This is a genomic window from Micromonospora sp. NPDC050784 (genome assembly GCF_044456765.1).
Lineage (GTDB): Bacteria > Actinomycetota > Actinomycetes > Mycobacteriales > Micromonosporaceae > Micromonospora > Micromonospora foliorum.
Window position 1 is genome coordinate 181,071 of the sequence record NZ_JBITGG010000013.1, and the last position, 25,845, is coordinate 206,915.

Genomic DNA, 25,845 nt, shown 5'->3' on the forward strand with positions numbered 1-25,845 from the left:
GTAGTCCTTGCCGTAGCCGCCGTGCTCGTCCGAGTTGCGCTCGTCCTTGCCGTAGCCGCCACGCTCGTCCGAGCCGTACTCGGAGCCGTGCTCGTCCTTGGACTCCCAGCCCTTGTCCGAGCCGTACTCGGAGCCGTGCTCGTCCTTGCCGTAGCCGCCGCGCTCGTCCGAGCCGCGCTCGTCCTTGCCGTAACCGCCACGCTCGTCCGAGCCGTACTCGGAGCCGTGCTCGTCCTTGGACTCCCAGCCCTTGTCCGAGCCGTATTCCGAGCCGTGCTCGTCCTTGCCGTAGCCGCCGCGCTCGTCCGAGCCGTACTCGGAGCCGTGCTCGTCCTTGGACTCCCAGTCCTTCTTGTCCTCGTCCTTGGAGTCCCAGTCCTTCTTGTCACGGCCTTCTTCGGCGTCCTGGCCGTGCTCCTCGCCCTTCCAGTCCTTGCTGTCCTCGTCGCCGTAGGCGTCTGCGGCAGCGCCGCCACCCTGGCCGCCCTTGCCGTGCTCGTCCTTGCCCTTGTCGTCCTTGCCGTTCTCGTCCTTGCCTTCGTGGTCCTTGCCCTTGTCGTCCTTGCCGTTCTCGTCCTTGCCTTCGTGGTCCTTGCCCTTGTCGTCCTTGCCGTTCTCGTCCTTGCCTTCGTGGTCCTTGCCGTTCTCGTCCTTGCCGTGCTCGTCCTTGCCCTTGTCGTGGTCGGAGGAGTTCTCCTCCTCGCGCCACTCGCGGTCCTCGCCCCGGTCTTCGTGCGCCGGCTTGAGCTTGACCTTGCCGGTGACCTTGGACCACACGTACGCGTGCTCCTGCCGATCCGGGCAGATCTCGAGGAGCTTGACCTCGTCGCCGGCCTTGACGACGTGCGGCTTGGCGTAGACCTTGCCGTCTTCGTGGCCGTTGGCGAACGCGATCCCCGGTGCGAACACCAGGAGCGACGCGCCGCCGAGCGCGGCGCCCGCAACGACCTTCCCGAGCATCTTCTTAGCCATGACCTGCGTCACTCCATCCCTGTTGTCCTGAGCTCGGCGACAACCGAGCTAAGACCGACGTTAGACGGTTTCATGACTTATGAAGTGAAAGATTCGCGTTTTGACCTTTGATCCAAGTAAGCGGTGAAGGGGTGCTACGCGGCTTTCGCCGCGCCGAGCGTCGTGTCGCGCGGCCCAGGACCTTCTGGGTACGGCACGGCGTTCCGCGCTCGCCGTGCCCGGCCGGCCTCGGTCATCCGGTAGCGGCGGGTCCGAGCGGCCCGTGCCGCTCGGGCGCGCTCGGGGGTATCGTCCGAAACGCTCGGGCAAGGCATCGAGCCATTGCCATGGAAGCGCTCCCATGCAAGAATCGGCGAACGCGGTTCAGAGAGCCACACCGTGCAGGCAGGGGAGTCGAGGGCACCCGTTCATCGGGCGACATCCCGCCGCTGATCGACCGGCCGAAGCATCGGCCGGGCACCACCACCACCACCATCGCCCGTCCGGGTCGGGCGCCCCCCAAGAATCCCGTTGGCGCCGACGGCCGTCCGTGCAGGACGCCCATCGGGCCGTCCCGCCGGGCCGTACTCGGGCCCGGTCTCGCCCAAGGAGATCAGTGGCATGAATGTGTGGAGAAGGCTAACCGGCCCACGCCGGGCCCTCGCGCTCGCCGGCGCGGGTGCCCTGGTCGCCGGTGGGCTCGTAACGATTCCGGTTACCGCGGCGCAGGCCGCGACGCAGTGCGACATCGCGTACACGAGCAACGAGTGGCCCGGCGGTTTCACCGCGAGCGTCACGATCAAGAACGTCGGCGACCCGCTGAACGGCTGGACGCTGGGCTGGACCTTCCCCAACTCCGGCCAGCGCGTGCAGCAGGGCTGGTCGGCCACGTTCACCCAGTCCGGCAGCCAGGTCACCGCCCAGAGCCTGTCCTACAACGGCACCCTGGCCACCGGCGCGTCGACGAGCATCGGCTTCAACGGCGCGTGGAGCGGCAGCAACCCGAAGCCGACCTCGTTCACCCTGAACGGCGTGGTCTGCAACGGTGGCACCACCCCGCCGACCACGCCTCCGCCGACCGACCCGCCGCCCACCACGCCGCCGCCGACCGACCCGCCGCCCACCACGCCGCCGCCCGGCACCAAGGTCGACAACCCGTACGCCGGGGTGCGCGGCTACGTGAACCCTGAGTGGAAGGCCAAGGCGGACGCCGAGGCCGGCGGAAGCCGGGTCTCCAACAACCCCACCGCCGTCTGGCTGGACCGGATCGCCGCGATCAACGGCACGCCCGACAGCAGCTCCAACGGTGCCTTCGGGGTGCGGCAGCACCTGGACGAGGCGCTGCGCCAAGGCGCCGGTTACATCCAGTTCGTGATCTACAACCTGCCCGGCCGGGACTGCTCCGCGCTCGCCTCCAACGGTGAGCTGGGCCCGGACGAGCTGCCCAAGTACAAGGCCCAGTACATCGACCCGATCGCCGCTATCCAGGGCGAGTCGAAGTACAGCAGCCTGCGGATCATCAATGTCATCGAGATCGACTCGCTGCCGAACCTGGTCACCAACACGTCCGGTCAGCCCGGCGGCACGGCCATGTGCGACACGGTCAAGGCCAACGGCGCGTACGTCAACGGTGTCGGCTACGCCCTCGCCAAGCTCGGCGCGATCGGCAACGTCTACAACTACATCGACGCTGGTCACCACGGCTGGCTCGGCTGGGACTCCAACTTCGGCCCGACCGCCGACATCCTGAAGACCGCCGCGGTCGCCTCCGGCAGCACGGTCAACAACGTGCACGGGTTCATCACCAACACCGCGAACTACTCGGCGCTGACTGAGCCGTACTTCAAGGTCACCGACAACGTGAACGGCCAGTCGGTGCGGCAGTCCAAGTGGGTCGACTGGAACTTCTACGTCGACGAGTTGTCCTTCGCCCAGGCGTTCCGTACCAAGCTGGTCTCGGTCGGCTTCAACTCCAACATCGGCATGCTGATCGACACGTCCCGCAACGGTTGGGGTGGCTCCGCGCGGCCCACCGGGCCGGGTGCCACGACCAGCGTCGACACGTACGTCAACGGGGGTCGCATCGACCGTCGGGCCCACCTCGGCAACTGGTGCAACCAGGCCGGTGCCGGCCTCGGCGAGCGGCCGCGGGCCAACCCGGCGACGGGCATCGACGCCTACGTCTGGGTGAAGCCTCCGGGCGAGTCGGACGGCTCCAGCAAGGAGATCCCGAACAACGAGGGCAAGGGCTTCGACCGGATGTGTGACCCGACCTACGGCGGCAACGCCCGGAACGGCAACAACCCGTCGGGTGCGCTGCCGGACGCGCCGATCTCCGGTGCGTGGTTCTCCGCCCAGTTCCAGGAGCTCATGCGCAACGCCTACCCGGCGCTCTGATCGGGTAGCTCACGCACCAACCCGCTGCCAGTGGTTGGTGAGGCACTGTTGGCAGCAGGTTCCCCCCGGGTCCCCGGCCCGACCGTCACAGGTCGGGTCGGGGACCCCCCTTGTCGTCCCGACTCAGGGCACGGTGCGTTCGATCGCCGCCCGGCCCTGCTCGGCCAGGTCGCGGCGGGCCTTCTCCAGGTTCTCCGGTGTCAGGTCCTGGCCGCGGGCCATCACCAGGTCCTCCGGCTCCCAGGGCTGCTCGCTCCCGGTGCGGATGTTGTCCCCACCAGCGCCGGTGCCCGTCCCGGTCGCCCCGGTGCCGGCGGCGTACGGGTCGCCGATCAGCTCGTCGGTGTCCGGTGCGAGGTCGTCCGGTCGGCTGCGGGGTTCGGCGAAGCCTGGCGTGTCCCGGTCGGGGCCACCGCCGGTGCGCAGCTGCGGCACGGTGGCGTCATCGTCCACCGCCGAGGCCACCTCGGGGCTGTCCTCCAGCGGCGGTTGGCGATCGCGATCGGTCATGGTGCTGCCTCCTGTGTCCGACACGGTGCCTGATTTCCCCCACGTACCCCTTCGTGCCGCGCTCATGCCGCACGGCCCGGCGGTCGGGCCGGGCCGTGCTCATGTCGTGCGGTCGGGCCGGGCGGCCCGGCGGTCAGGCGTCGGGTTGCTTCTCGTTCGGGGCCGGCGCCTCCGCTGGGCGCAGCCACTGCCAGAGCAGCATGAGCAGCCCGAACACGAGCATCGCCAGCCCGGCCCACAGGTTGATCCGTACGCCTTCGGCCTTGTCGATCTCGGCCCGGCTGTCGAAGATGCCGATCAGCGTCACGATGATCCCGTACGCGACGAAGAGGCCACCGATCACCCGGCGGATGTCGAACAGCCGGGCCGCGGCTGAGCGCCGCTGCTCCGCCTGCGCCTCGTCGATCAGCGGGTCCTGTGCCGGCTGGCCATCGTTGCTCATCTGCCGACCCCTTTCCTTAGAAGACCGGGATGTAGAAGAGGGCGGCCAGCGCGACCGCGATCAGACCGAGCAGCACCGGGGAGCGGTACCAGACGGCGTCCCCGGCGAGCACGTCGCCCTTCAGGTCGACGCCGCCCATGCCGTACACCAGCCCGCGCAACTCCTCGTCCCGCTTGGGTGAGGTGAGCGGGGTGACGATCGCGGCGACCACCACCGCCGTGACGAACGCCAGACCGGCACCCCAGAAGCTCTCCTCCAGGTCGGAGTTGAAGTCGACCACACCGCCCTTGTAGAGCAGGTAGAGGCTCAGCGACACCAGGGTGCCCAGCAGCAGCGACCAGAAGCCGGCCAGGGCGCTCATCCGCTTCCAGAACATGCCGATGATGAAGGTGGCGAACAGCGGCGCGTTGAAGACGGAGAAGAGTGCCTGGATGTAGTTCATGATGTTGCTGAACCCGGCCGCGATGAACGCGGTGCCGATCCCGATCACCACGGCGGCGACCGTCGCCCACCGGCCGACCCGCAGGTAGTACTCGTCCGACCGGTCCCGGCGGATGTACGCCTGCCAGATGTCGTAGGTGAAGACGGTGTTGAAGCCGCTCACGTTGGCCGCCATGCCGGCCATGAACGAGGCGAGCAGGCCGGTGACCGCCACCCCGAGCACGCCGTTGGGGAGCAGGTCGCGCATCAGCAGCGGGATGGCGTTGTTGTACTGCAGGTCGCCGCTCTCCGCGCCGAGGCCCTTCACCGTCACCAGGGCCACCAGGCCGGGGATGACCGTGACCAGGGGGATGAACAGCTTCGGGTACGCCGCGATGATCGGCGTACGTCGGGCGGCGCTCATGTTCTTGGCCGAGAGGGCCCGCTGCACCTCGGCGAAGTTCGTCGTCCAGTAGCCGAACGACAGCACGAAGCCGAGGCCGAAGACGATGCCGATCCAGTGCGCGCCCAGCGGGTTGGCCGTGCTGCCGGTGTCCTGCCACGCGTGCAGGCCCGCCTCGCCCAGCTTGGTGTCGCCGACCGCGTCCATCAGGCCGTTCCACCCGCCGACCTTGACCAGACCGATCACGGTGACCGGGATGAGGCCGGCGAGGATGACGAAGAACTGGAGCACCTCGTTGTAGATCGCCCCGGACAGGCCGCCGATGGTGATGTACGCCAGCACGATCGCCGCGCCGACCACGATCGCCGTCCAGAGCGGCCAGCCGAGCAGCGCCTGCATGACGAGGGCCAGCGCATAGAGGTTCACGCCGGCGATCAGCACCTGGGCGACGGCGAAGCTGAGCGCGTTGAGCAGGTGGGTGGGGCGGTTGAACCGCAACCGCAGGTACTCCGGCACGCTGCGGACCTTGGAGCCGTAGTAGAAGGGCATCATCACGATGCCCAGGAAGACCATCGCCGGGACCGCGCCGATCCAGTAGTAATGGACCGTCATCACGCCGTACTGGGCCCCGTTCGCGGCCATTCCGATGATCTCCAGCGCGCCCAGGTTCGCCGAGACGAAGGCGAGACCGGTCACCCAGGCCGGCAGGGAGCGGCCGGAGAGGAAGAAGTCGACGCTGGTCCGGATCGCCCGACGCGCGGCGAAGCCGACCCCGAGGACGGTGACGAAGTACAGCGCCAGAATCAGGTAGTCCAGGCCGTTCATGTTGAGCCGAAGACCGTCGCCGTCCATCCCGCCACCCCTCGTCCCGACGTCCGCGCTGGTTGGTGCGCGCGCGCCCTATTACCCCGTCCGGGCGGTTTCACTCCCGGAGGTCGAGACCGCCGCGTTCAGGCCCGCTCGGGCGGTCTCGGACGCCCGGCGATGATGGTTACGCAAAGGGGCGCCCCGGCCGTCACGGCCGGGGCGTCCAGTTGTCGGTCGGGTGTGACTCAGCGACCGAGTACGCGGTCCAGGAAGTCCCGGTAGTTGCGGACCGCCATCCGCAGTTGCTCGGTGTCGGCCGAGCCGGCGTCCTGCCACCCGCCCAGCGTGTTCTTCTGCGCGGCCAGCGCCGAGGAGAGGGCCTGGATGGCCTCCTCCACCAGCGACTGCGCCTCGCCGGCAGCCGCCTGCGGGTCGTCGACGAAGCGCAGCTGCACGTCCCGCCAGCGGTCCCGGAAGCCCTGCGCGGTGTCCGTGTCGAGGAGCGTGGCCGGCTCGGCCGCGACGGTCGACCCGGCGGGCCGGGATGTTCCGGCGGACTCCAGCGTGGGGCTGGTGTCGTCGCCGGGGACCGGCTCGCCGTCCGCGTCCGGGTCGACCATCTCCGGCGTCGCGCTGCCGTAGCCGGCCGCGCCCGCCGTGGCGGCGTCCCGATCGCCGGTCAGGTCACCGCGCCGCTCCGGGTCGCCGTCCGTGCTCCCCATGGGGACGACGGTGCGCGCGGACGTGTCCGCGTCGGTGCGGTCGGCGCTGTGGTCGAGGTCCGCGCTGTCGTCGTCGACGTCGGTGTCGCGGCGGTGCAGTTCGGCGGTGGGGTCGGCGCGCAGGCCCTCCCGCTCGCCGTCCTCGGCGCCGTCGCCCGGCTGGGCGGTCCGCTCGGCCCGGGGGTCCGGCTGATCCTGCGGGTGTGGGCTGGCCAGCGCGGAGGCGGCCACCGCGTCGGCCACCGTGGTGGCGCCGAACGTCGTCGGCAGCGGCCCCGGCTCGTGGAAACCGCCCTCGTCGGTGTCGCGCCGGTGACGCGGGTCGGAGTCGTCGGTCAGCTCGTCGTCGGCCGGGTCGTACGCGGGATCCCGGCCGGTGTCGTCGGTCCGCTCGTGGGCGGCGGTCTGGTCGTCGAAGGTGCCCCGGTCGTCGAGGGCGTCCTCAGGGACGTCGGAGCGGCCGGCCCGGTCGCCGGCCGGGGGTACCGGCACGGGCGCGGACCGGACGGCCTCCGGGTGGTCGTTGCTCACCTGCTGCTCTTCCTGGCGCATCGGTGGCCTCCTCAGCGGCTCGTGGCGTCGTGGTCCGGGTGGTGGCGCTGTTCGGGCGTACGGTTGCCGACCGGCTCCTCGCCCAGCAGGTCGGCGAAGAGTGCGCGGTAGTGCACGACCGCCTGCCGCAGCTCCTCGGTGCTGGCCTCGCCCCGGGAGTTGCGCAGGTGGATCTCGTGCGCGTCCCGGTAGTTCGTCAGTGTGCGGGCGTGCTCGACGGAGAGGTGGGCGATCTGGTCGGAGAAGTCACCGGTCGGGTAGCCCTGCTCCTCGATGAGGCGGGTGACCAGTTCGTCCGCGTCGCCCACGGTCTCGCCGGGGGAGTCGATGAAGCGGACCTGGAGTTCCTCCCAGGCGGCGCTGTACCGGGCCCGGGACTCCGGGCTGAGTGGGGTGAGCGTGAGCTCGGCATGCCGGCGTTCCCGGTCGCGCAGCTCGCGCTCGGCGGCGGACCGGCTGTCCTGTTCCGCCACCACCCGGTCGTACTCCGGCCCGAACCGGTTGCGCAGCGCGCGACGGCGGCCGAGCGAGCGGGCGGCCACGGCCAGAGCCGCGACGATCACCAGCACGACGAGCACGATGACGATTACCTGCGTGGGCGACATGGGCTCCTCCTTCGTCTCCTGGTATTCCCTCTGCGTAGTGATCGCCAATCCCGATCCGAGACACTTTCCTGACGGGGGCCGCAACTGCCCGCCAGCCAAAACTTGACTCATTCCAGAAAAGACGCTTGGGTGGGGTGATGCACCCACAGCCCAGCAAGCCGATCCTCACCACCCGGCAGGGTCACCCCGTGCACAACAACCAGCAGCAGCGGACGGTCGGCTCGCGCGGCCCCGCCACGCTGGAGAACTACCACTTCCTGGAGAAGATCAGCCATTTCGACCGGGAGCGGATCCCGGAGCGGGTGGTGCACGCGCGCGGTTTCGTCGCACACGGCGAGTTCGAGGCGTACGGGACCATTGGCGACGCGCCGGCCGCGACGTACACCCGGGCCAAGCTGTTCCAGGTCAAGGGCAGGAAGACGCCGGTGAGCGTGCGCTTCTCCACGGTCATCGGCGGCCGGGACTCCTCGGAGGCCACCCGCGACCCGCGTGGCTTCGCCGTGAAGTTCCGCACCGAGGACGGCAACTGGGACCTGGTCGGCAACAACCTGCCGGTCTTCTTCATCCGAGACGCGATCAAGTTCCCCGACGTCATCCACTCGCTGAAGCCGGACCCGGTGACCTTCCGTCAGGAGCCGAACCGGATCTTCGACTTCATGTCCAACACCCCCGAGTCGATGCACATGCTGACCTGGCTGTTCAGTCCACGCGGCATCCCGGCCAACTACCGGACGCAGGACGGCTTCGGTGTGAACACCTACCGGATGGTCAACGCCGCGGGCGAGGGTGTGCTGGTCAAGTACCACTGGAAGTCGCAGCAGGGCATCCAGTCGCTGACCGAGGAGCAGGCCTCGGCCATCCAGGCCGGCGAGTTGGGCCACGCCTCCAAGGACCTCTACGAGGCCATCGAGCGCGGCGAGTGCCCCCGGTGGGAGCTGCACGTCCAGATCATGAGCGACGACGAGCACCCGGAGCTGGACTTCGACCCACTGGACGACACCAAGACATGGCCGGAGGACGCGTTCCCGCTGCGCCCGGTCGGCATGATGACGCTCAACCGCAACGTGGGCAACGTCCACAACGAGAACGAGCAGATTGCCTTCGGCACCGGCGTACTGGTCGACGGCCTGGACTTCTCCGACGACAAGATGCTGGTCGGACGGACGTTCTCCTACTCGGACACCCAGCGCTATCGGGTCGGCCCGAACTACCTCCAGCTGCCGATCAACGCGCCGCGCGAGGACGTCCAGGTCAACACCAACCAGGACGGCGGCCAGATGTCGTACGGGGTGGACAACCGGGCCGGTAACCCGCACATCAACTTCGAGCCGTCCTCGGTGGCCGGTCTCGACCAGGCCGACGAGTCGTACCGGGAGTACCGGCCGTTCGTCTCGGGTCAGGTCATGCGGGCGCCGATCGAGCGGCAGAACAACTACGCCCAGGCCGGCGAGCGTTTCCGCACCATGCCCCAGTGGGAGCGCGACGACCTGGTGAAGAACCTGGTCAACCTGTTGGGTCAGTGCGACAAGGACATCCAGCAGAAGATGGTCTGGCACTTCAGCCAGTGCGACGACGCCTACGGTCGGCGGGTCGCCGAAGGCCTCGGCATCGCCGACCACGCCTGATCCCCACCGTCCGTCGCCGGCTCCGCCGGCAGCCGCGACAACGGCCCCGCCGCACGCGAACGTCCCGCCGGTCCGCCGACGGGGCGTTCGCCGTTCCCATCCCGCGCACATCCCGGAGCGTCGATGTCGGCGCGACGGGCGGTAGTGCAACGGCCCTCGATTACGTATCCTGCCCAAGGCGCCCGCGCCGGTGCCCGGTGACACGGCCGGGCACGCAGCCGGCCGGCGCGTTGCCCGGCGGTGCCGGCGCCCCTCCTGCCACCCCTGTACGGGCGAGGTCTGATGAGAACCCGCGACTGGCCGATCCGCTCGAAGCTGACCGCGTTGGTCGTCGCACCGGTGACCGCGCTCCTGGCACTGTGGATCTTCGCAACCACGCTGACCTTCGGTCCCGCCCTGAACCTGCTCTCCGCCCGCACCCTGCTGTACGACCTGGGTCGTCCCGGCGAGACAGTGGTCACCGAACTGCAACGGGAACGCCGGCTCTCGGCGGTGCAGCTCGCCGGCAACACCGAGCTGCCCGCACTCGCCGAGCAGCGCGGGCGCACCGATCGGGCGGTCGCCGAGCTGCGCCGCCGGGTGGACGGGGAACCCCTGCGCGACGCCGCGGACGACCTGCTGGAGACCCGGGTCGACCAGCTGGTCAGCGCCCTGGCGGCGCTACCCAGCGGGCGGAAGTTCATCGACGACCGCAAGGTGGACCGGGCCGGCGCGATCGGCCTGTACAGCGGCATGGTCTCCGCGGCGTTCCAGGCGTTCGCCGGCATGGCGACCCTGACCGACCCGGCCATCAACCGGCAGGCACTGGCGCTCACCGCACTGGGTCGCTCCCGGGAACTGCTCGGCCAGAGCGACGCGCTGCTGGCCGGCGCGCTGACCGCCGGGCGGTTCGCCGAGGGGGAGCACACCCAACTCGTACAGGCCATCGGCAACCAACGGTGGCTCACCGAGAGCGCCGTGGCCGACCTGCCCGAGAGCAGCCGGATCGCCTACGAACGGTTGACCGAGGGCGAGGCGTTCACCCGGCTGCGCGCGATGCAGGACGCGCTTGTCGTACCGAACCGGTCCGGCCGGCCGGCGGTCGACGCGGCGGCCTGGCAGGCCAGCCAGGACGCGGTGCAGCAGCAGTTGCGGACCTTCGAGCTGTCCGAGGCCGACGCTCTCACCGACCGCTCGGTGCCGATGGCGGTCCGCATCCTGGTGCGGCTGGCCGCCGCCGGTGTGCTCGGGCTCCTCGCCGTGGTCGTCTCGGTGCTGGTGGCGCTGCGGGTCGGCCGCACCCTGGTCCGGCGGCTCAGCGGCGTCCGCACCGCCGCGCTGGAACTGGCCGAGCACCGGCTGCCCGACGTGGTGACCCGGCTGCGCCGTGGCGAGCAGGTCGACGTCGCCCGGGAGGCGCCGCCGCTGGAGTACGGCCACGACGAGATCGGCGAGGTCGGGCGCGCCTTCACCGAGGTGCAACGCACCGCCGTCCAGGCCGCGGTGGACGAGGTCACCCTGCGTCGCGGGCTCAACGAGGTCTTCCTCAACATCGCCCGACGCAGCCAGAGTCTGGTGCACCGTCAGCTGCACCTGCTGGACCGGATGGAGCGGCGTAGTGAGGACCCGGACGAGCTGGCCGAGCTGTTCCAGGTCGACCACCTGGCCACCCGACTGCGCCGGCACGCCGAGGACCTGGTCATCCTCGCCGGCTCCGCGCCCGGCCGCGGTTGGCGAAACCCGGTCGCGATGGTCGACCTGATCCGCGGCGCGATCTCCGAGGTCGAGGCGTACGAGCGGGTGGACGTCACCGCCGTGCAACCGGCCGGCGTGCTGGGGCGGGCGGTCGGTGACGTCATCCACCTCCTCGCCGAGCTGGTCGAGAACGCCACCGCCTTCTCCCCACCGGACACCCGGGTCACTGTCACCGGGGCGCAGGTGGCCAACGGGTACGCCCTGGAGATCACCGACCAGGGGCTGGGCATGTCCGACGCGGCGCTGGAGGCCGCCAACACCCGGCTGGCCAGCTCACCCGAGTTCGACCCGGCGCAGAGCGCCCGACTCGGCCTGTTCGTGGTGGCGCGGCTGGCGGCCCGACACGGCGTACGGGTGCGGTTGCGCCCCTCCGGGGAGGGCGGCGTGACCGCCGTGGTGCTCGTTCCCGGCGACCTGGTCACCACCGAACCGCCGGCCGGCCCTGACCCCGCCACGCTCGGCGCCGCGTCGGCCGACCCGAGCCGGCGGCTGGCCCGGACGGCGCGCCGGGGCACCGTGACCCGCCCCCGTACCCGCCCGCCGACCGCCCCGCCCGCCAGCACGCCTCCGCCCGCCCCACCCACCGGAGCGCCGACCCCGGCCACCCCGCCCGCCAATGGGCGCGACGACGGGTCGGCGACCTCCGACGAGCCGGCCGACGAGCTGGATGGCCTGCCGCGCCGGGTGCGACGTCGTACCCCGGTCACCCAGCCCCGGTCGACCGTCACCGACACGCCGTCACCCCGCTCGCCCGAGGAGGTCCGCCAGGTGATGGCGGCGCTACAGGCCGGCACGGCGCGCGGACGCGCCACCGCCAGCAACCCGACCGGCCCGGTGGCGCCAACGGCGGCGCCGACCGGTCCGGCGGTTCCGGCGGCCCCCACCGACCCGCCGACGACCTCCGAACCCCCGACCGCGACTGAGAGGGACGCCTAGTGCGGCATTCGACGAAGCAGAGCGCCGGCCTCGACTGGTTGCTCGACGAGCTGGTGCAACGGGTACCGGCCGCCCGCGAGGCGGTGGTGCTGTCCGCCGACGGCCTGCTGCTCGGTTGTTCGGCCGAGTTGGAGCGCTCCGACGCCGAACACCTCTGTGCGCTCGCTGCCGGCTTCTCCAGCCTGGCCCGGGGCGCCAGCCGCCACGTGGACGGCGGCCCGGTCCGGCAGACCGTGGTGGAGATGGAGGCGGCGTACCTCTTCGTCACCGCCGCCGGGCAGGGTGCCTGCCTCGCCGTGGTGAGCGACGCCGACGCGGACATCGGGCTGGTCGCGTACGAGATGGCGATGCTGGTGATCCGGGTGGGGGAGAGCCTCGCCGCGCCGGCCCGATCGGCTCCGGGTACCGGAGATGCGGACTGAGCCGCCCGGGCCGCAGCACGAGTGGCTGGACGGCGAAGCCGGCCCGGTGATGCGCCCGTACACGCTCACCGGAGGCCGGGTACGCTCCGCCGTCGACGATTTCAACCTGGTCGCGTTCGTGTTGGCCGGTTCGGACGTCGACGCGGCGAGCCAACCGCACCTGCTGCCGGAGCATCGACGGCTGGTCGCGTTGGCCCACCGACCGGTGTCGGTGGCCGAACTGGCAGCCGAGCTGGACCTCGCGGTCGGCGTGGTCCGGGTACTGCTCGGTGATCTGCTCGCCGAGGGCCTGGTCGCGGTACACGAGCCGCCGGCCGCCGGCATCCTTCCCGACGACGACATCCTCAAGGCGGTGGTCAGTGGACTCCGTGCGCTATGACCAGGTGGACACCAGCACCACCATTCCGCTGGCACTGAAGATCCTCATCGCGGGAGGCTTCGGGGCTGGCAAGACGACCTTGGTGAGCGCGCTGAGCGAGGTCCGTCCGTTGCAGACCGAGGAGGTGTTGACCGGCGCCGGGATCGGCACCGACGACATCTCCGGCGTGGAGGGCAAGTCCACCACCACCGTGGCGATGGACTTCGGCCGGATCACCATCAACGACGACCTTCAGGTCTACCTGTTCGGCACGCCGGGTCAGGACCGGTTCTGGTTCCTCTGGGACGAGCTGGCCTTCGGCGCGCTCGGCGCGGTGGTGCTGGCCGACACCCGGCGGCTGGCCGACTGCTTTCCCTCCATCGACTACTTCGAGCAGCGCGGCATCCCGTTCGTGGTGGGCGTGAACTGCTTCGACGACGCCCGCCGGTTCAATCTGGAGACCGTACGCCGAGCGCTCGACCTGGACCCGGACGTGCCGATGGTGCTCTGCGACGCCCGGGACCGGCAGTCCGGGAAGATGGTGTTGATCTCTCTGGTGGAGCACGTCGCCCGGCAGCGCGGCGAGCCGGTGCCGGCGGCCTGAGAACCGGATCCGGAAAGCCGGTTAACGGGCGGGCAACGCGGGCAGCCTCTGGTTGGATCGACGAAGGATGCCGGCGGAGGAGTGGGACGTGAGCGGTCAGGTTGAGGTCGTCCACATCGGGGGTTACACCGCGCAGAGTGGCGGGCGGGGCAGCGGCATCGTCGCCGCGCACCGCGACCCGACGACCGGGGCGCTGACCCCGCTCGGCACGGTGGCGGTCACCCCGTCCCCCTCCTTCCTGGCACGGCACCCCACCGAGCCGGTGCTCTACGCGGTCAACGAGCTGACGGACGGGGAGATCACCGCCTGGCAGGTCGGGGCGGACGGCGCGTTGGACCCGCTCGGCAGCCGGTCCACCGGCGGCGCCGAGCCCTGCCACCTGGCGGTGCTGCCCGGCGGCGACCACCTGCTGGCGGCCAACTACGGCAGCGGCAGTATCGCGGTCTTCCCGCTCGACCCGAAGGGCGTGCCCGGCGAGCGCACCGATCTGGTGGTGCACGAGGGGCACGGTCCCGACCCGGATCGCCAGGACCACGCCCACGCCCACATGGTCTCGCCGGGGGCGGGCCGCGGCCCGATCCTCGGCGTGGATCTCGGCACCGACTCCGTCTACCGGTACGACCTGGACGACGCCACCGGACGACTGGTGCCGCGTGCGCCGCGGATCCGTACGACGCCCGGCACCGGCCCCCGGCACCTGGCCCGGCACCCGGACGGACGGCGCTGCTACCTCGTCGGTGAGCTGGACGCCTCGGTCACCGCGTACGAGCTGACCGACGACGGCGCGTTGCACCAGCGCGGGCGGGTCGAGGCGAGTGAGCGGGCCGGTCACGTCCAGCCGTCGGAGGTCGCGGTCGCCCCGGACGGCCGGTTCCTCTACGTCGCCAACCGTGGGGTGGGGACGGTGGCGGTCTTCACGCTGGCCGGTGACTTGCCCGAACTGGTGGCCGAAGTGGACACCGGCGGCGAGTGGCCTCGCCACTTCGCCCTGATCGGCGAGCACCTCTACGTCGCCGACGAGCGGGCGGACATGGTGCGGGTGTTCCGGCGTGACGCCGACACCGGCGTCCCGGAGGCGGTCGGCGAGCCGGTGCCGGTGCCGAGTCCGACGTGCGTTTTGCCCTGAACGATGGTTTAGAGACGCGAGTGTTGCACTGATTCGGCAACGCCACGAGGCTGCTACGTCACTCTGTGTTGCAAAAAGGTGGTCAACTGTTTCTCCTCCGTAACTTTAGTCCGAACGGATGTGGCAGAGACGGCACCTAGTACGCAAGATGGTCACCGTGTCAGCAGGCCGCCATCGCATGCGTTCGAAACTCCACCTAGCCGCCGCCGCCGCAACGGCGGGGGTGCTCGTCGTGACGACGGGCGCGTGGTTCGGCTATCGGGAGTTGATCCAGCCCAGTTGCTCGGGGGAGATCCGACTCGCCGTCGCGGTCGCCTCCGAACTCGCGCCGGCGGTGGACGCCGCCGCGTCCCAGTGGGTCAAGGACGGCGCCGCGGTAGGCCCGACCTGCATCCGCGTCGACGTCTCCGCGTCCGACCCGGTCGACGTGGCGGCGGTGGTGGCGGCCAAGCACGGCGCTGTGCTGGCGGGTGTGGGGCAGGCCAGTGGCACCGCCGTCAGCCCGGACGTCTGGGTGCCCGACTCCTCGACCTGGCTGCTGCGGTTGAAGAAGGACGCGACCGCGTTCGCTCCGACCAACGGCGCGTCCATCGCGCGTAGCCCGATCGTCGTCGCGATGCCCGAGCCGATCGCCACGCGGCTGGGCTGGCCGGACAAGAAGTTCAACTGGACCGACCTGCTCAAGCAGGTCAACAACACCAGCGCGCCGCTGCGCACCGGGATTGTCGAGCCGACTCGTGACGCGGCGGGCCTGTCCGGTCTGCTCTCGCTGACGGCGGCCGCCAACGGCGCCGGCGGCGACGCCCAGCGCAGCACCGTCGGCGCGCTCCGCGCACTGGCCACCGGGCGCTCCTCGCTCCGCAATGACCTGCTGGCCCGCTTCCCGACGGCCAACGACTCGACGTCCATCGCCAGTGGTCTCGGCGCGGCGGCCCTGTCCGAAGAAGACGTCATGGCGTACAACAGCAAGAAGCCGCCGGTGCCGCTCGCCGCGCTCTACATGGAGCCGGCGCCGATGCCGCTGGACTATCCGTACGCGGTGCTGCCCGGCATCGAGCCGACCAAGGCGTCGGCGGCCCGGGTGCTGTTCGAGCTGCTGACCAGCCCCACCTTCCGCAACCGGCTCGCCGCACAGTCGCTGCGCGCTCCGGACGGCAACTGGGGCGAGGGCTTCAAGGCGCCGCAGGGTGCGCCGAGCCCGGCCGGTGGCGCGCCCACCGCACCGGCGAACGGCGGCACCGCGGCGGGTGGCCTTGACCCGGCCGCCATCCAGCGGGTCGTCTCCAGCTGGTCGATCGCCACCCAGTCCGGTCGGATGCTGGCCGTCATCGACGTCTCCGGCTCGATGAAGGACGAGGTGCCGAGCGCCAACAACCGCAGCCGGGAGGAGGTCACCGTCGACGCGGCCCGCCGCGGCCTCGGCCTCTTCGACGACTCCTGGTCGATCGGTCTGTGGACCTTCTCCACCAGACTGGTCGGCAACCGGGACTACCGGGAACTGGTCCCCATCGGGCCGCTCTCCGGCCAGCGGGCCCAGTTGGAGGGCGCGCTCGCCACCGTCAAGCCCTCCAGCGGCGACACCGGCCTCTACGACACGATGCTGGCCGCGTACCAGGCGGTGCAGGAGAACTGGCAGCCCGGCCGGGTCAACTCGATCGTGCTGTTCACCGACGGCAAGAACGAGGACGACAACGGGCTCAACCAGCAGCAGCTGCTCGCCAAGCTCAAGCAGCTCGCCGACCCGGAGCGGCCGGTCCAGGTCATCATGATCGGTATCGGCGAGGGCGTCAGCAAGGCAGAACTGGAGTCGATCACCAAGGTGACCGGTGGCGACGTCTTCGTCACCAAGGACCCGAGCGAGATCGGCAGCATCTTCCTCAGCGCCATCGCACGGCGTCCGCCCGCACCGCGCTGATCCGACGCTCAGACGTCCAGGGGCCTGCCGTACCGTCGATTCGGTCTGGCAGGCCCCTTTTCGGCCCGCCAGGTTGTTGAAGAAAAGTGACGGCAATACGTCGGAAGTAATCGGCAGTCATAGTTGTCAAGGCAGGATGTCGACTGTTCCGGCACGGTCGGTCCGCCTCCGGTCCGACCCGTCGGCCGGGGCCATCCTGTACAGAGTGGGAGGGCCGGTGAGCGTGGCGACACTCTTGACCCCCGCCACGTCGGCGGAGCCGAACGGTCGACGCGCCGGGCTGGTGGCACGCGCCGACGAACGGTCCTACGTCCGGGTCCTGGTGGTACTGGACACCACCATCCTCATCATCGCCTTGCTGATCGGGTACGTCGCCCGTTTCGGTGACGACGAGCCGACCGGCTCGGAGATCCCGTACGTGCTGGTCGCCCCCGGGTTGGTGCTGGCCTGGCTGATCTCGCTCAAGGCGCTCGGCTGCTACGACGACCGGGTGATCGGCTACGGGGCGGACGAGTACCGGCGGGTCAGCTCCGCCAGCCTGCGCCTGGCCGGGGCGATCGCCATCATCGGTTACATCGCCGACGTCGGCGTCTCCCGGGGCTTCCTGGGCATCTCCTTCGCGGTGGGCACCGTCGGGCTGGAGGTGGCGCGGTTCGCCGCCCGCAAGCGGCTGCACCGTGCCCGCTCGCTGGGCGCCGGCTGGTCCCGCAAGGTGCTGGTGGTCGGCGACACCGCCCACGTGTTGGAGCTGGTCCACACGCTGCGCCGCGAGCCGTACGCCGGCTATCAGGTGGTGGGCGCCTGCATCCCGGACGCGCTGCTCGCGCCGGTGGCGCAGCGGCTGGGTGACGTGCCGGTGGTGGGGTCGTTCCGGGGCATCCCGGAGGCCGCCACCGCGATCGGCGCGGACACGGTCGCGGTGACCGCCTCCGGTGAGCTGACCGCGACCCGGCTTCGCCGCCTCGGCTGGCAGCTGGAGGGGACCGGCATCGACCTGGTCGTGGCACCCGCGCTGACCGACGTCGCCGGCCCGCGGATCCACACCCGCCCGGTCGCCGGCCTGCCGCTGATCCACGTCGAGGCGCCCGAGTTCCGCGGGGTCCGCAAGCTGGTGAAGGGTCTCGTCGACCGGTCCGCCTCGTCGCTGGCGCTGGCGGTGCTGCTGCCGCTGATCGCGTTCATCGCCCTGGCCATCAAACTGGACAGCCGGGGCCCGGTGCTGTTCCGACAGGTCCGCGTCGGCCGGGGCGGGCAGGAGTTCGGCGTGTTCAAGTTCCGCACCATGGTGGTGAACGCGGACGCGCTGCTCGCCGAGTTGACCGCGCGCAACGAGACCGACGGCCTGATGTTCAAGATGCGCCACGACCCGCGGGTGACCCGCGTCGGCCGGCTGCTGCGCAAATGGTCACTGGACGAGCTGCCGCAGCTGGTCAACGTGCTGCTGGGTCAGATGAGCCTGGTCGGGCCCCGCCCGCCGCTGCCCTCGGAGGTGGCCCGCTACGACGGTGACGTGGCCCGGCGGCTGCTGGTCAAGCCCGGCATGACCGGCCTGTGGCAGGTCAGTGGCCGCTCCGACCTGAGCTGGGAGGACGGCATCCGGCTCGACCTCTACTACGTGGAGAACTGGTCCCTCGCCGCCGACCTCACCATCCTCTGGAAGACCTTCGGTGCGGTGCTGAACGGCCGCGGAGCGTACTGACCACCGGTCACGGTTGCGGGCCGGTCCAGTCCAGGCAGACGACCACCGCGTCGTCGACCAGGTCACCGGCCACGAACGCGCGCAGATCACCGATCAGCGACCGGACGGCGTCCAGGGGCGCCATCGGGCCGGTCCGCCGCAGGAACCGGTCCAGTGCCGTCTCGCCGTAGCGGACGTGCTGACCGGTGGCCTCCACCACCCCGTCGCTGACCACGAAGACCCGGTCGCCGCGCTCCAGCGGGAACTTCTGCTCGTGGTAGTCGGTCGCCTCGAACATGCCCAGCGGGAACTGCGCCTCCAGCGGCTGCTCGGTGACGTCCCCGTCGCGGAGCAGGACCAGTCGGGGCGACCCGGCGTCCACCACGGTCATCACTCCGGAGCGCAGGTCCAGCTCCATCAGCAACGCGGAGAGGTGCTGCTCGCCCCGGTACAGGTCGTAGATGGCCTGATCGGCGAGCGCGGCCTGGTCGGCCAGGCTCAGCCCGGCCCGACGCGCGTTGCGCAGCGCGTGGGTGGCCAGCGACGTGAGCAGGGAGGCGGCCACACCCTCACCGGTGCCGTTGATGGTGGACAACCAGAGCCGTTCCCCGTCGTCGGACCAGTCGAAGCTGTCGCCGCGCACCGCGTACGCCGGCTCCAACTGCCCGGCCAGGCTGAACGAGGGACGGATCCGGCTGCGGCCGGGGAGCAGGTCCCACTGCATCTCGGCGGCGAGGGTGAGGCGCTGGGTGCGCCGGGCCGCCCGATAGACGTCGGTGCCGGCGGAGACCGCTGCCACCTCGTGGGCGAGCGCGGTGGCGATCTCGGCCAGCGCGGCGACGACCTCCCGGTCGTCCGCAACGGGCGACAGGCGCAGCACCCCTCGACGCTCGCCGCGCATGGTGACCGGGAACCAGGCGGTGCCGTCGGTCAGTATCGGCGACTGGTGGTCGAAGGCGCGCCAGGCCGGGTGCCCGGGACTGGTGATCGAGTCACCCTCGGTGAGTGGCAGCAGCTCCGCGAGCCGGTAGTCGACCTGATAGAGCTCGACGTCGGTGATCCCGTACGACCCGGCGAGCACCTCCCCGATACCAGCGACGAGCCGGTCGGCCGGTGTCTCGTTCAGGGCGCGTCGTGCCCGATTGACCGGTTCGCTCATCGTCAGTCCTTCGCTGAAAGCTCGACTACCAGTGGGTTCGGAGTACTCTCGGGCCACCATGGCCGAACTGAACCGTCCGACGGACCCTGAGACGAGTATGGCTGCCGCGCTGGACTCGGCGGCCGCTGCCCTGCTGGGCATCTGGGAGTCTGCCCGGGAGGGCACCGCCAACCGCGTCTCCGGCGCCCAGTTACGGGCGGTGATGGTGGTGGAGCAGTCCGACGGGATCAACCTGCGTCGGCTCGCCACCCGGCTCGACATGCTGCTCAGCTCCGCCAGCCGCCTCTGCGACCGGCTGGTCGCCGCCGGCATGCTGGAGCGCGAGCCGGGCCGCTTCGACCGGCGGGAGATCTCGCTGCACCTCACCCCGGAGGCCCGCCGGCTCCTCGCCGAGCTGCGGGCCGACCGCCAGGCGCAACTCGCCGCCGTGCTGACCGGGATGAGCCGGGAGGGCCGCGACGCGCTGCTGCGCGGGATGCGGGAATTCGATGAGACCGCCCGCCGCCAGCAGGCGCAGCACGCGCCGTCGCCCGGGGAGTCGACGGGCCAGGGGGACTGGCCGGACGACCCGGACTGGCCCGGTGGGCGATCGGGGGACTGGTCGGCCGATTCTGGTCGGCAGACCCGGGCGGTGTGGACGGGTTCGTCGGGCGGCCCGGAACGATCGATCGGCACCACCCGAGAATGGCCGGCCGGCGACCCGCCGGTGGCGCGTACCGCCTGATCAAGCCGGCCGGGCCGTCTCCCGTCGGTCATGCCGGCGCCGACGCGCCCACGGCCAGCATCGCGACGTCGTCGTGGGCCTGCCCGTCCAGCCAGTCGTCGACCACCCGGAGCACCCGGTCGATCAGCGCCGCCGGCGGTTGCCCGGCCGCCGCCGCGAGCGCGGCCCGCAGCCGGGCCTCGCCGAACGTCGCCGGGTCGCGCGGGCCGCGCGCCCCGGTCACCCCATCGGTGTACGCGAGCAGCAGGTCGCCCGGATCGAGGTGCACCCGGGTCTCGGCGAACCGTGCGGCTGTCAGCGCCCCCACCGGCATGCCACCGACCGGGACGGTGGTGACCGTGCCGTCGGCGGTGACCAGGAGGGGCGCCGGGTGCCCCCCGCCGGCGATCCGGACGTCCAGCCCGGCCGGCCCGCGGTCCAGGGAACCGAGCAGCAGGGTGGTGAACTGGCTGCGCCGTGCCGCGTCCGGCGCGTCGAACAGCGCCTGGTTGAGCAGGTGGATCAGCTCCAGTGGGCGTTGCTCGACGAGCCGCAGCGTCTGCAACGACTGGCGGACCCGGCCGGTCAGCACCGCCGCGCCCACGCCCTTGCCGCACACGTCGCCGAGGGCGAACAGGGCGCCGCGTGGGTGTGGAAACACCTCGTAGAAGTCGCCGCCGATGCGCAGGGTGTCGCCGGCGGCCCGGTAGCCGCCGGCCATGGTCACCCCGGGCACGACGGGCAGCTCGGGCGGGAGCAGGCTGGTCTGCAGCACCCGGGCCAGGTGGGCCTGCTCACCGTGCAGGTCCGCGGTCGCCAGCGCGGCACCCGCACGGGCGGCGAACTCCCGGGCCAGCTCCACGTCGCGCCTGTCGAAGCCGGCCCGCCCGGGCCGACGGATGAGCAGCAGCGCGCCGGCCGACCCGCTGGTGCTGAGCAGCGGGCTGGCCAGCACCACGCCCGGCGGGCCGAACCCGGGCGGCAGCAGATCGGCCAGCTCGGTGCGTGGGGCGTCCGGCCAGGGGCCCGGCTCGGCGCGGTCGCCGGCCAGCGCCTCGGCCAGCTTGGCCACAGCGCTGGTCAGCGCGGGACCGGCCAGCCCGGTGACCGGCGCGGGCTCGCCGTCGGCGTACCGGATCCACCGGGCGTGCGGCTCGGCCGGCGCGGTCGGTCGGGGCAGTGCCACAGCGACGTCGGCCAGGTAGGGAACGGCGAGGGTGGTGGTGGCCAGCAGAACCTGATCCCGGTGCAGGGCCAGCGCCAGCCGGCTGCCGGCCTGGGCGAGGAACGCGGTGCGGGAGCGTTCGGCGAGCAGGGCTTCGGCGCGGGCGTGCTCCTCGGTGACGTCGCGGACATACCACGCCCACCGGGAGCCGGCGAGTCGCCGCCGGACGCCGCGCAGTCGCCGGCCGTGGTGGTCGGCCTCGAAGCGGTCGGCGCCGCTGGCGACCGCCCGGGCCAGGGCTGCCACCGGGCAGCCGGCCAGCGCGGTGCCGGCGTCGATCTCCGGGATCAGCTCGGCCGCCATGGCGTTGACCAGGGTGACCCGGCCCGTGTCGTCGGTGGTCAGCACGGCCTCGGCGAGCCCGTCAAGCAACTCGCGGGCCAACCGCTCGTCGGCCGGCAATGGGGTGCCGCCGGGTTGCCGGGTCGTGGTCACCGCCGGACGCCGGCTCGCGTCTGACGACGTGTGCCCATGCTGCTTCTCGACTCCTCACCGGGGATCGTTGCCTGGGAGCAAGGGTACCGATCCTCCCCGACAGAGGCCCACCGCGCGGGGTGGCGATCAGCCGGAGCGGGCCAGCCAGCCGGCGGGCTGGGCGACGATCCGGCGGGCCACCGAGCCGGCGGCGCCTACCGCGGCGGCCTCCGCGCCGAGCCTTGACGGCCGGACCGTGACCGGCGACCAGGCGGCGGTGAGCACCCGGGCCCTGATCTCGGCGAGGACCGGGGGGCACAACCAGGGTGCGAGCGCCGCGTAACCGCCACCGAGCACCACGGTGTCCAGGTCGAGCAGGTTGACGACGCTGGCCACCGCGACCCCGAGCGCCGTTCCGGCCTCGTGCAGTGCCCGTAGCGCCTTGGCGTCGCCGGCCTCGGCCAACTCGGCGAGCCGGGCCGTCGCGGTGTCCGCCGGAAGCTCGGCCCGGGCCAGCCCTGCGGCGGCCACGATCGCCTCCTGCCCGGCGTACTGCTCCAGGCAGCCCTGCCCACCGCAGCGGCACGGACGGCCCTCGGGGTGGACCGGAAGGTGCCCGATCTCGCCGCTCCACCCGCGTACGCCGCGAAACAGCGCGCCGTCCAGCACGATGCCGGCGCCGATGCCCACCTCTCCGGAGATGTGCAGGAAGCTGGACGGGCCGGGTGGCTGCGAGTGCAGCTCGCCGAGCGCGGCGAGGTTGGCCTCGTTGTCCACCATCAGCGCGGGGACGCCGGGCACCTCCTCGATCAGCGGAGGGTGCTCGGCGAGCAGCGCGGGCACCGGCACGTCACGCCAACCGAGGTTCGGCGCGAGCCGGACCAGCCCGGCGTCGTCCACCAGCCCGGGCACCGCGAGCGCGGCGCCGACCAGGGTGAGGCCGTGCCGGGCAGCGTCCTCGCGGGCCGCCCCGGCCATCTCGACCAGGCGGGCCAGAGCGTCGGCGGGGGCCACCGGGCGCAGGTCGGCCCGGTGCACCGTGCGGTGCCGGACCTGGCCGGCGAGGTCCACCACGCAGACCGCCAGGTAGTCGACGTTGACCTCCAGGCCGAGCCCGGCCGGCCCCTGGTCGGCCAGGACCAGTCCGCGTGCCGGGCGGCCGGCGCCGGAGCGGGGTGCGGGGTCGGACTCACTGACCAGCCGGCCGGCGAGCAGGTCCTCGACCACCGCGGACACGGTGGCTCTGGTCAGGCCGGTAGCGGTCGCCAGGTCGGCCCGTGAGGGAGGTCGGTCGGCCGCGGCGATCCGGCCGAGGACCAGGGCGAGGTTGAGCTCGCGCAGACTGCCCTGACGGACTGCGCCGGCCGGGGCGTGGGTGAGGCTCACCCCCTTGACACTGCCATAGGGTGGGCAAATAATTCAATCGCTGAACAAATAGCGGACAACACCACCCGGAGGTCGCTCATGGCACCCCGTCCCACCCCCGCCGACAAGTTCTCCTTCGGGCTCTGGACCGTGGGCTGGCAGGCCCGCGACCCGTTCGGTGACGCCACCCGTCCCGAGCTCGACGCGGTCGAGGCAGTGCACCGGCTCGCCGAACTGGGCGCGTACGGCATCACCTTCCACGACGACGACCTGATCCCGTTCGGCGCCGACGCCGCCGCCCGGGACCAGCACATCGCCCGGTTCCGCAAGGCCCTCGACGAGACCGGCCTCGTGGTACCCATGGTCACCACCAACCTCTTCACCCACCCCATCTTCAAGGACGGCGGCTTCACCAGCAACGACCGCGACGTCCGCCGCTTCGCCCTGCGCAAGGTGCTGCGGCAGGTCGACCTGGCCGCCGAGCTGGGTGCCAGCACCTTCGTCATGTGGGGTGGCCGCGAGGGCTCCGAGTACGACCTCGCCAAGGACGTCCGCGCCGCCCTGGACCGCTACCGCGAGGCCGTGGACCTGCTCACCCAGTACTCCATCGACAAGGGCTACAACCTGCGGTTCGCCCTGGAGCCCAAGCCCAACGAGCCGCGCGGCGACATCCTGCTGCCGACCATCGGGCACGCGCTCGGCTTCATCTCCCAGCTGGCCCACCCGGAGCTGGTCGGCCTCAACCCGGAGGTCGGCCACGAGCAGATGGCCGGGCTCAACTACGCCCACGGCATCGCCCAGGCGCTCTGGCAGGGCAAGCTGTTCCACCTGGACCTCAACGGCCAGCGCGGCATCAAGTACGACCAGGACCTGGTCTTCGGCCACGGTGACCTGATGAACGCGTTCGCCCTGGTGGACCTCCTGGAGAACGGCGGCCCCAACGGCGGCCCGGCGTACGACGGCCCCCGGCACTTCGACTACAAGCCCTCCCGCACCGAGGACATGGAGGGCGTGTGGGCCTCCGCGGCCGCCAACATGAGCACCTACCTGCTGCTCAAGGAGCGCGCGGCGGCGTTCCGCGCCGACCCCGAGGTGATCGAGGCGCTCGCCGCCAGCAAGGTCGGCGACCTGAGCACGCCGACGCTCGGCGACGGCGAGAGCTACGAGGAGTTCCTGGCCGACAGGTCCGCGTTCGAGGACGTCGACGTGGACGCGGTGGCCGCCCGGGGCTTCGCCTTCGTCCGGCTCAACCAGCTCGCCGTCGAGCACCTGCTCGGCGCCCGCTGAGGCCCCGCCATGCCGTTGGTCGCAGGCGTTGACTCGTCCACCCAGTCCTGCAAGGTGGTGATCCGGGACGCGGAGACCGGCGCCCTGCTCCGGCAGGGCCGGGCACCGCACCCGGACGGCACGGAGGTCGACCCGGAAGCCTGGTGGCAGGCGCTGCGCAGCGCCGCCGACCAGGCCGGCGGGTTGGCCGACGTGGCGGCGATCTCCGTCGCCGGCCAGCAGCACGGCATGGTGTGTCTCGACGAGGACGGCCGGGTGGTCCGCCCGGCGCTGCTGTGGAACGACACCCGATCCGCCGACGCCGCCGCCGACCTCATCGAGGAGGCCGGCGGCGGCTCGGCCGGGAGTCGCTTCTGGGCCGAGGCCACCGGCAGCGTTCCGGTGGCCAGCTTCACCATCACCAAGCTGCGGTGGCTGGCCAAACACGAACCGGAGCTGGCCGCCCGGGTGGCCGCCGTCTGCCTGCCACACGACTGGCTGACCTGGCGGCTGGCCGGCGCACCGGGGTTGGGCGCGCTGCGTACCGACCGGGGCGACGCCAGCGGCACCGGCTACTGGTCGCCCGCGACCGGTGACTACCGACTGGACCTGCTGGAGCGGGGCTTCGGTCGGCGGTTGGTGGTGCCCGAGGTGCTCGGTCCGGCCGAGTCGGCGGGGAAGCTCGCCGACGAGCTGGGCGGGTCGGGCGGTGCGCTGCTCGGCGCCGGCACCGGGGACAACGCCGCCGCCGCGCTGGGTGTCGGTGCCGGCCCGGGTGACGTGGTCGTCTCGATCGGCACCTCCGGCACCGTGTTCAGCGTCGCCGACGTGCCGGCCGCCGACGAGAGCGGTACGGTCGCGGGCTTCGCCGACGCGTCCGGCCGTTTCCTGCCCCTGGTCTGCACGCTCAACGCGGCCCGGGTGCTGGACGCCGCCGCCGCGATGCTCGGCGTCAACCTGGACGAGCTGGCCGAGCTGGCGCTCTCCGCGCCAGCCGGGGCGGACGGGCTGGTCATGGTGCCCTACCTGGAGGGCGAGCGGACGCCGAACCGACCCCTCGCCACCGGCGCGGTGCACGGCCTGACCCTGCGCACGTCGACCCCCGCGCACCTGGCGCGGGCCGCCGTGGAGGGCATGCTCTGCGCGCTCGCCGACGGGCTGGACGCGTTGACCGCGCAGGGCGCCACCGTCGGCCGGGTCATCCTGGTCGGCGGCGGGGCCCGGTCGGCCGCGGTGCGTCGGATCGCCCCGCAGGTCTTCGGCTGCCCGGTGGTCGTCCCGCCGGCCGGGGAGTACGTCGCCGACGGCGCCGCCCGGCAGGCCGCCTGGGTCGCCCTGGGTGGTGCCGCGCCGCCGGTCTGGGCGGTCGAGGGCACCGAGGAGTACGCGGCCGCGGCCGTCCCCGCCGTCCGCGAGCAGTACGCCGCGGCTCGCGGGTTGGTGCTCGACCGGCGCTGAGCGTCGGGATCGACACGGGTGGGTGCCGGTGGACGCTGACCGGCACCC

General features: G+C 71.8%; 21 protein-coding genes. 12 read left to right on the plus strand and 9 right to left on the minus strand.

The genetic code is table 11. From position 1 onward, the window contains the following. A partial coding sequence (locus tag ACIBD9_RS19520; protein ID WP_396719431.1) for a hypothetical protein occupies positions 1–972 on the minus strand: 972 nt, incomplete at its 3' end. A gap of 600 nt (positions 973–1,572) precedes the next feature. Between ACIBD9_RS19520 and ACIBD9_RS19525 the strand changes: the two genes are divergently transcribed. After that, on the plus strand, positions 1,573–3,348 hold the full coding sequence (locus tag ACIBD9_RS19525) for a glycoside hydrolase family 6 protein (RefSeq protein WP_396719433.1): 1,776 nt from the start codon (positions 1,573–1,575) through the stop codon (positions 3,346–3,348). Between the two features lie 123 nt (positions 3,349–3,471). Here ACIBD9_RS19525 and ACIBD9_RS19530 read toward each other — a convergent pair whose 3' ends face one another. The 5 genes from ACIBD9_RS19530 to ACIBD9_RS19550 all read right to left on the minus strand — a co-directional run bounded on the left by ACIBD9_RS19530 (position 3,472) and on the right by ACIBD9_RS19550 (position 7,809). Continuing rightward, positions 3,472–3,858, minus strand: coding sequence for a hypothetical protein (locus ACIBD9_RS19530; RefSeq protein WP_238661256.1), 387 nt, complete (start codon positions 3,856–3,858; stop codon positions 3,472–3,474). A gap of 133 nt (positions 3,859–3,991) precedes the next feature. Next, complete coding sequence (locus tag ACIBD9_RS19535) at positions 3,992–4,300, minus strand: hypothetical protein (protein ID WP_387168474.1); 309 nt, start codon at positions 4,298–4,300, stop codon at positions 3,992–3,994. Between the two features lie 16 nt (positions 4,301–4,316). Next, positions 4,317–5,975, minus strand: coding sequence for a sodium:solute symporter family protein (locus ACIBD9_RS19540; protein ID WP_238661258.1), 1,659 nt, complete (start codon positions 5,973–5,975; stop codon positions 4,317–4,319). 200 nt (positions 5,976–6,175) lie between these two features. Then, positions 6,176–7,204 (minus strand): hypothetical protein, encoded by a 1,029-nt coding sequence (locus tag ACIBD9_RS19545; RefSeq protein ID WP_396719436.1) that lies wholly within the window; start codon positions 7,202–7,204, stop codon positions 6,176–6,178. A gap of 11 nt (positions 7,205–7,215) precedes the next feature. Continuing rightward, complete coding sequence (locus tag ACIBD9_RS19550) at positions 7,216–7,809, minus strand: hypothetical protein (RefSeq protein ID WP_387168468.1); 594 nt, start codon at positions 7,807–7,809, stop codon at positions 7,216–7,218. Between the two features lie 137 nt (positions 7,810–7,946). Between ACIBD9_RS19550 and ACIBD9_RS19555 the strand changes: the two genes are divergently transcribed. From ACIBD9_RS19555 to ACIBD9_RS19590, 8 genes are all read left to right on the plus strand, one after another. Beyond that, positions 7,947–9,434 (plus strand): catalase, encoded by a 1,488-nt coding sequence (locus ACIBD9_RS19555; RefSeq protein WP_396719438.1) that lies wholly within the window; start codon positions 7,947–7,949, stop codon positions 9,432–9,434. Between the two features lie 282 nt (positions 9,435–9,716). Further along, positions 9,717–12,104 (plus strand): nitrate- and nitrite sensing domain-containing protein, encoded by a 2,388-nt coding sequence (locus tag ACIBD9_RS19560; RefSeq protein WP_396719440.1) that lies wholly within the window; start codon positions 9,717–9,719, stop codon positions 12,102–12,104. Next, complete coding sequence (locus tag ACIBD9_RS19565) at positions 12,104–12,526, plus strand: roadblock/LC7 domain-containing protein (RefSeq protein WP_396719442.1); 423 nt, start codon at positions 12,104–12,106, stop codon at positions 12,524–12,526. Before ACIBD9_RS19560 ends, ACIBD9_RS19565 begins: the two co-directional genes overlap by 1 nt. Further along, entirely contained in the window at positions 12,516–12,905 is a 390-nt protein-coding gene (locus ACIBD9_RS19570) for a DUF742 domain-containing protein (protein ID WP_238660845.1), read from the plus strand. The genes ACIBD9_RS19565 and ACIBD9_RS19570 overlap by 11 nt, the downstream gene beginning before the upstream one ends. After that, positions 12,886–13,488 carry a GTP-binding protein gene (locus ACIBD9_RS19575; RefSeq protein ID WP_396719444.1) on the plus strand — a complete coding sequence of 201 codons (603 nt, stop codon included), beginning with the start codon at positions 12,886–12,888 and terminating at the stop codon, positions 13,486–13,488. The genes ACIBD9_RS19570 and ACIBD9_RS19575 overlap by 20 nt, the downstream gene beginning before the upstream one ends. Positions 13,489–13,555: 67 nt before the next feature. Further along, positions 13,556–14,614 (plus strand): lactonase family protein, encoded by a 1,059-nt coding sequence (locus ACIBD9_RS19580; protein WP_396719446.1) that lies wholly within the window; start codon positions 13,556–13,558, stop codon positions 14,612–14,614. 157 nt (positions 14,615–14,771) lie between these two features. Further along, positions 14,772–16,529, plus strand: a complete 1,758-nt coding sequence (locus ACIBD9_RS19585; protein ID WP_387168452.1) for a substrate-binding domain-containing protein — start codon at positions 14,772–14,774, stop codon at positions 16,527–16,529. Positions 16,530–16,746: 217 nt separating this feature from the next. Next, positions 16,747–18,228 (plus strand): sugar transferase, encoded by a 1,482-nt coding sequence (locus ACIBD9_RS19590; RefSeq protein WP_396719448.1) that lies wholly within the window; start codon positions 16,747–16,749, stop codon positions 18,226–18,228. 7 nt (positions 18,229–18,235) lie between these two features. Here the strand turns inward: ACIBD9_RS19590 and ACIBD9_RS19595 are convergent, their stop codons facing one another. Then, positions 18,236–19,366 carry a PP2C family protein-serine/threonine phosphatase gene (locus ACIBD9_RS19595; RefSeq protein ID WP_396719450.1) on the minus strand — a complete coding sequence of 377 codons (1,131 nt, stop codon included), beginning with the start codon at positions 19,364–19,366 and terminating at the stop codon, positions 18,236–18,238. A 97-nt stretch (positions 19,367–19,463) separates the two neighbouring features. Here ACIBD9_RS19595 and ACIBD9_RS19600 point away from each other — a divergent pair, with 97 nt between their 5' ends. Next, on the plus strand, positions 19,464–20,090 hold the full coding sequence (locus tag ACIBD9_RS19600; protein ID WP_396719452.1) for a MarR family winged helix-turn-helix transcriptional regulator: 627 nt from the start codon (positions 19,464–19,466) through the stop codon (positions 20,088–20,090). A 28-nt stretch (positions 20,091–20,118) separates the two neighbouring features. Here ACIBD9_RS19600 and ACIBD9_RS19605 read toward each other — a convergent pair whose 3' ends face one another. Together ACIBD9_RS19605 and ACIBD9_RS19610 are read right to left on the minus strand one after the other, a co-directional pair. Continuing rightward, the gene (locus ACIBD9_RS19605; RefSeq protein ID WP_396719454.1) at positions 20,119–21,729 is read right to left on the minus strand and encodes a SpoIIE family protein phosphatase; all 1,611 of its coding nucleotides are present in this window, start codon (positions 21,727–21,729) and stop codon (positions 20,119–20,121) included. A gap of 126 nt (positions 21,730–21,855) precedes the next feature. Beyond that, the gene (locus ACIBD9_RS19610) at positions 21,856–23,094 is read right to left on the minus strand and encodes an ROK family protein (RefSeq protein ID WP_396719456.1); all 1,239 of its coding nucleotides are present in this window, start codon (positions 23,092–23,094) and stop codon (positions 21,856–21,858) included. Positions 23,095–23,172: 78 nt separating this feature from the next. Here ACIBD9_RS19610 and xylA point away from each other — a divergent pair, with 78 nt between their 5' ends. Both xylA and xylB read left to right on the plus strand, forming a co-directional pair. Beyond that, positions 23,173–24,360, plus strand: a complete 1,188-nt coding sequence (gene xylA, locus ACIBD9_RS19615) for a xylose isomerase (RefSeq protein WP_396719458.1) — start codon at positions 23,173–23,175, stop codon at positions 24,358–24,360. 9 nt (positions 24,361–24,369) lie between these two features. Beyond that, positions 24,370–25,797 (plus strand): xylulokinase, encoded by a 1,428-nt coding sequence (xylB, locus tag ACIBD9_RS19620; protein ID WP_396719460.1) that lies wholly within the window; start codon positions 24,370–24,372, stop codon positions 25,795–25,797. Positions 25,798–25,845: the final 48 nt, after the last annotated feature.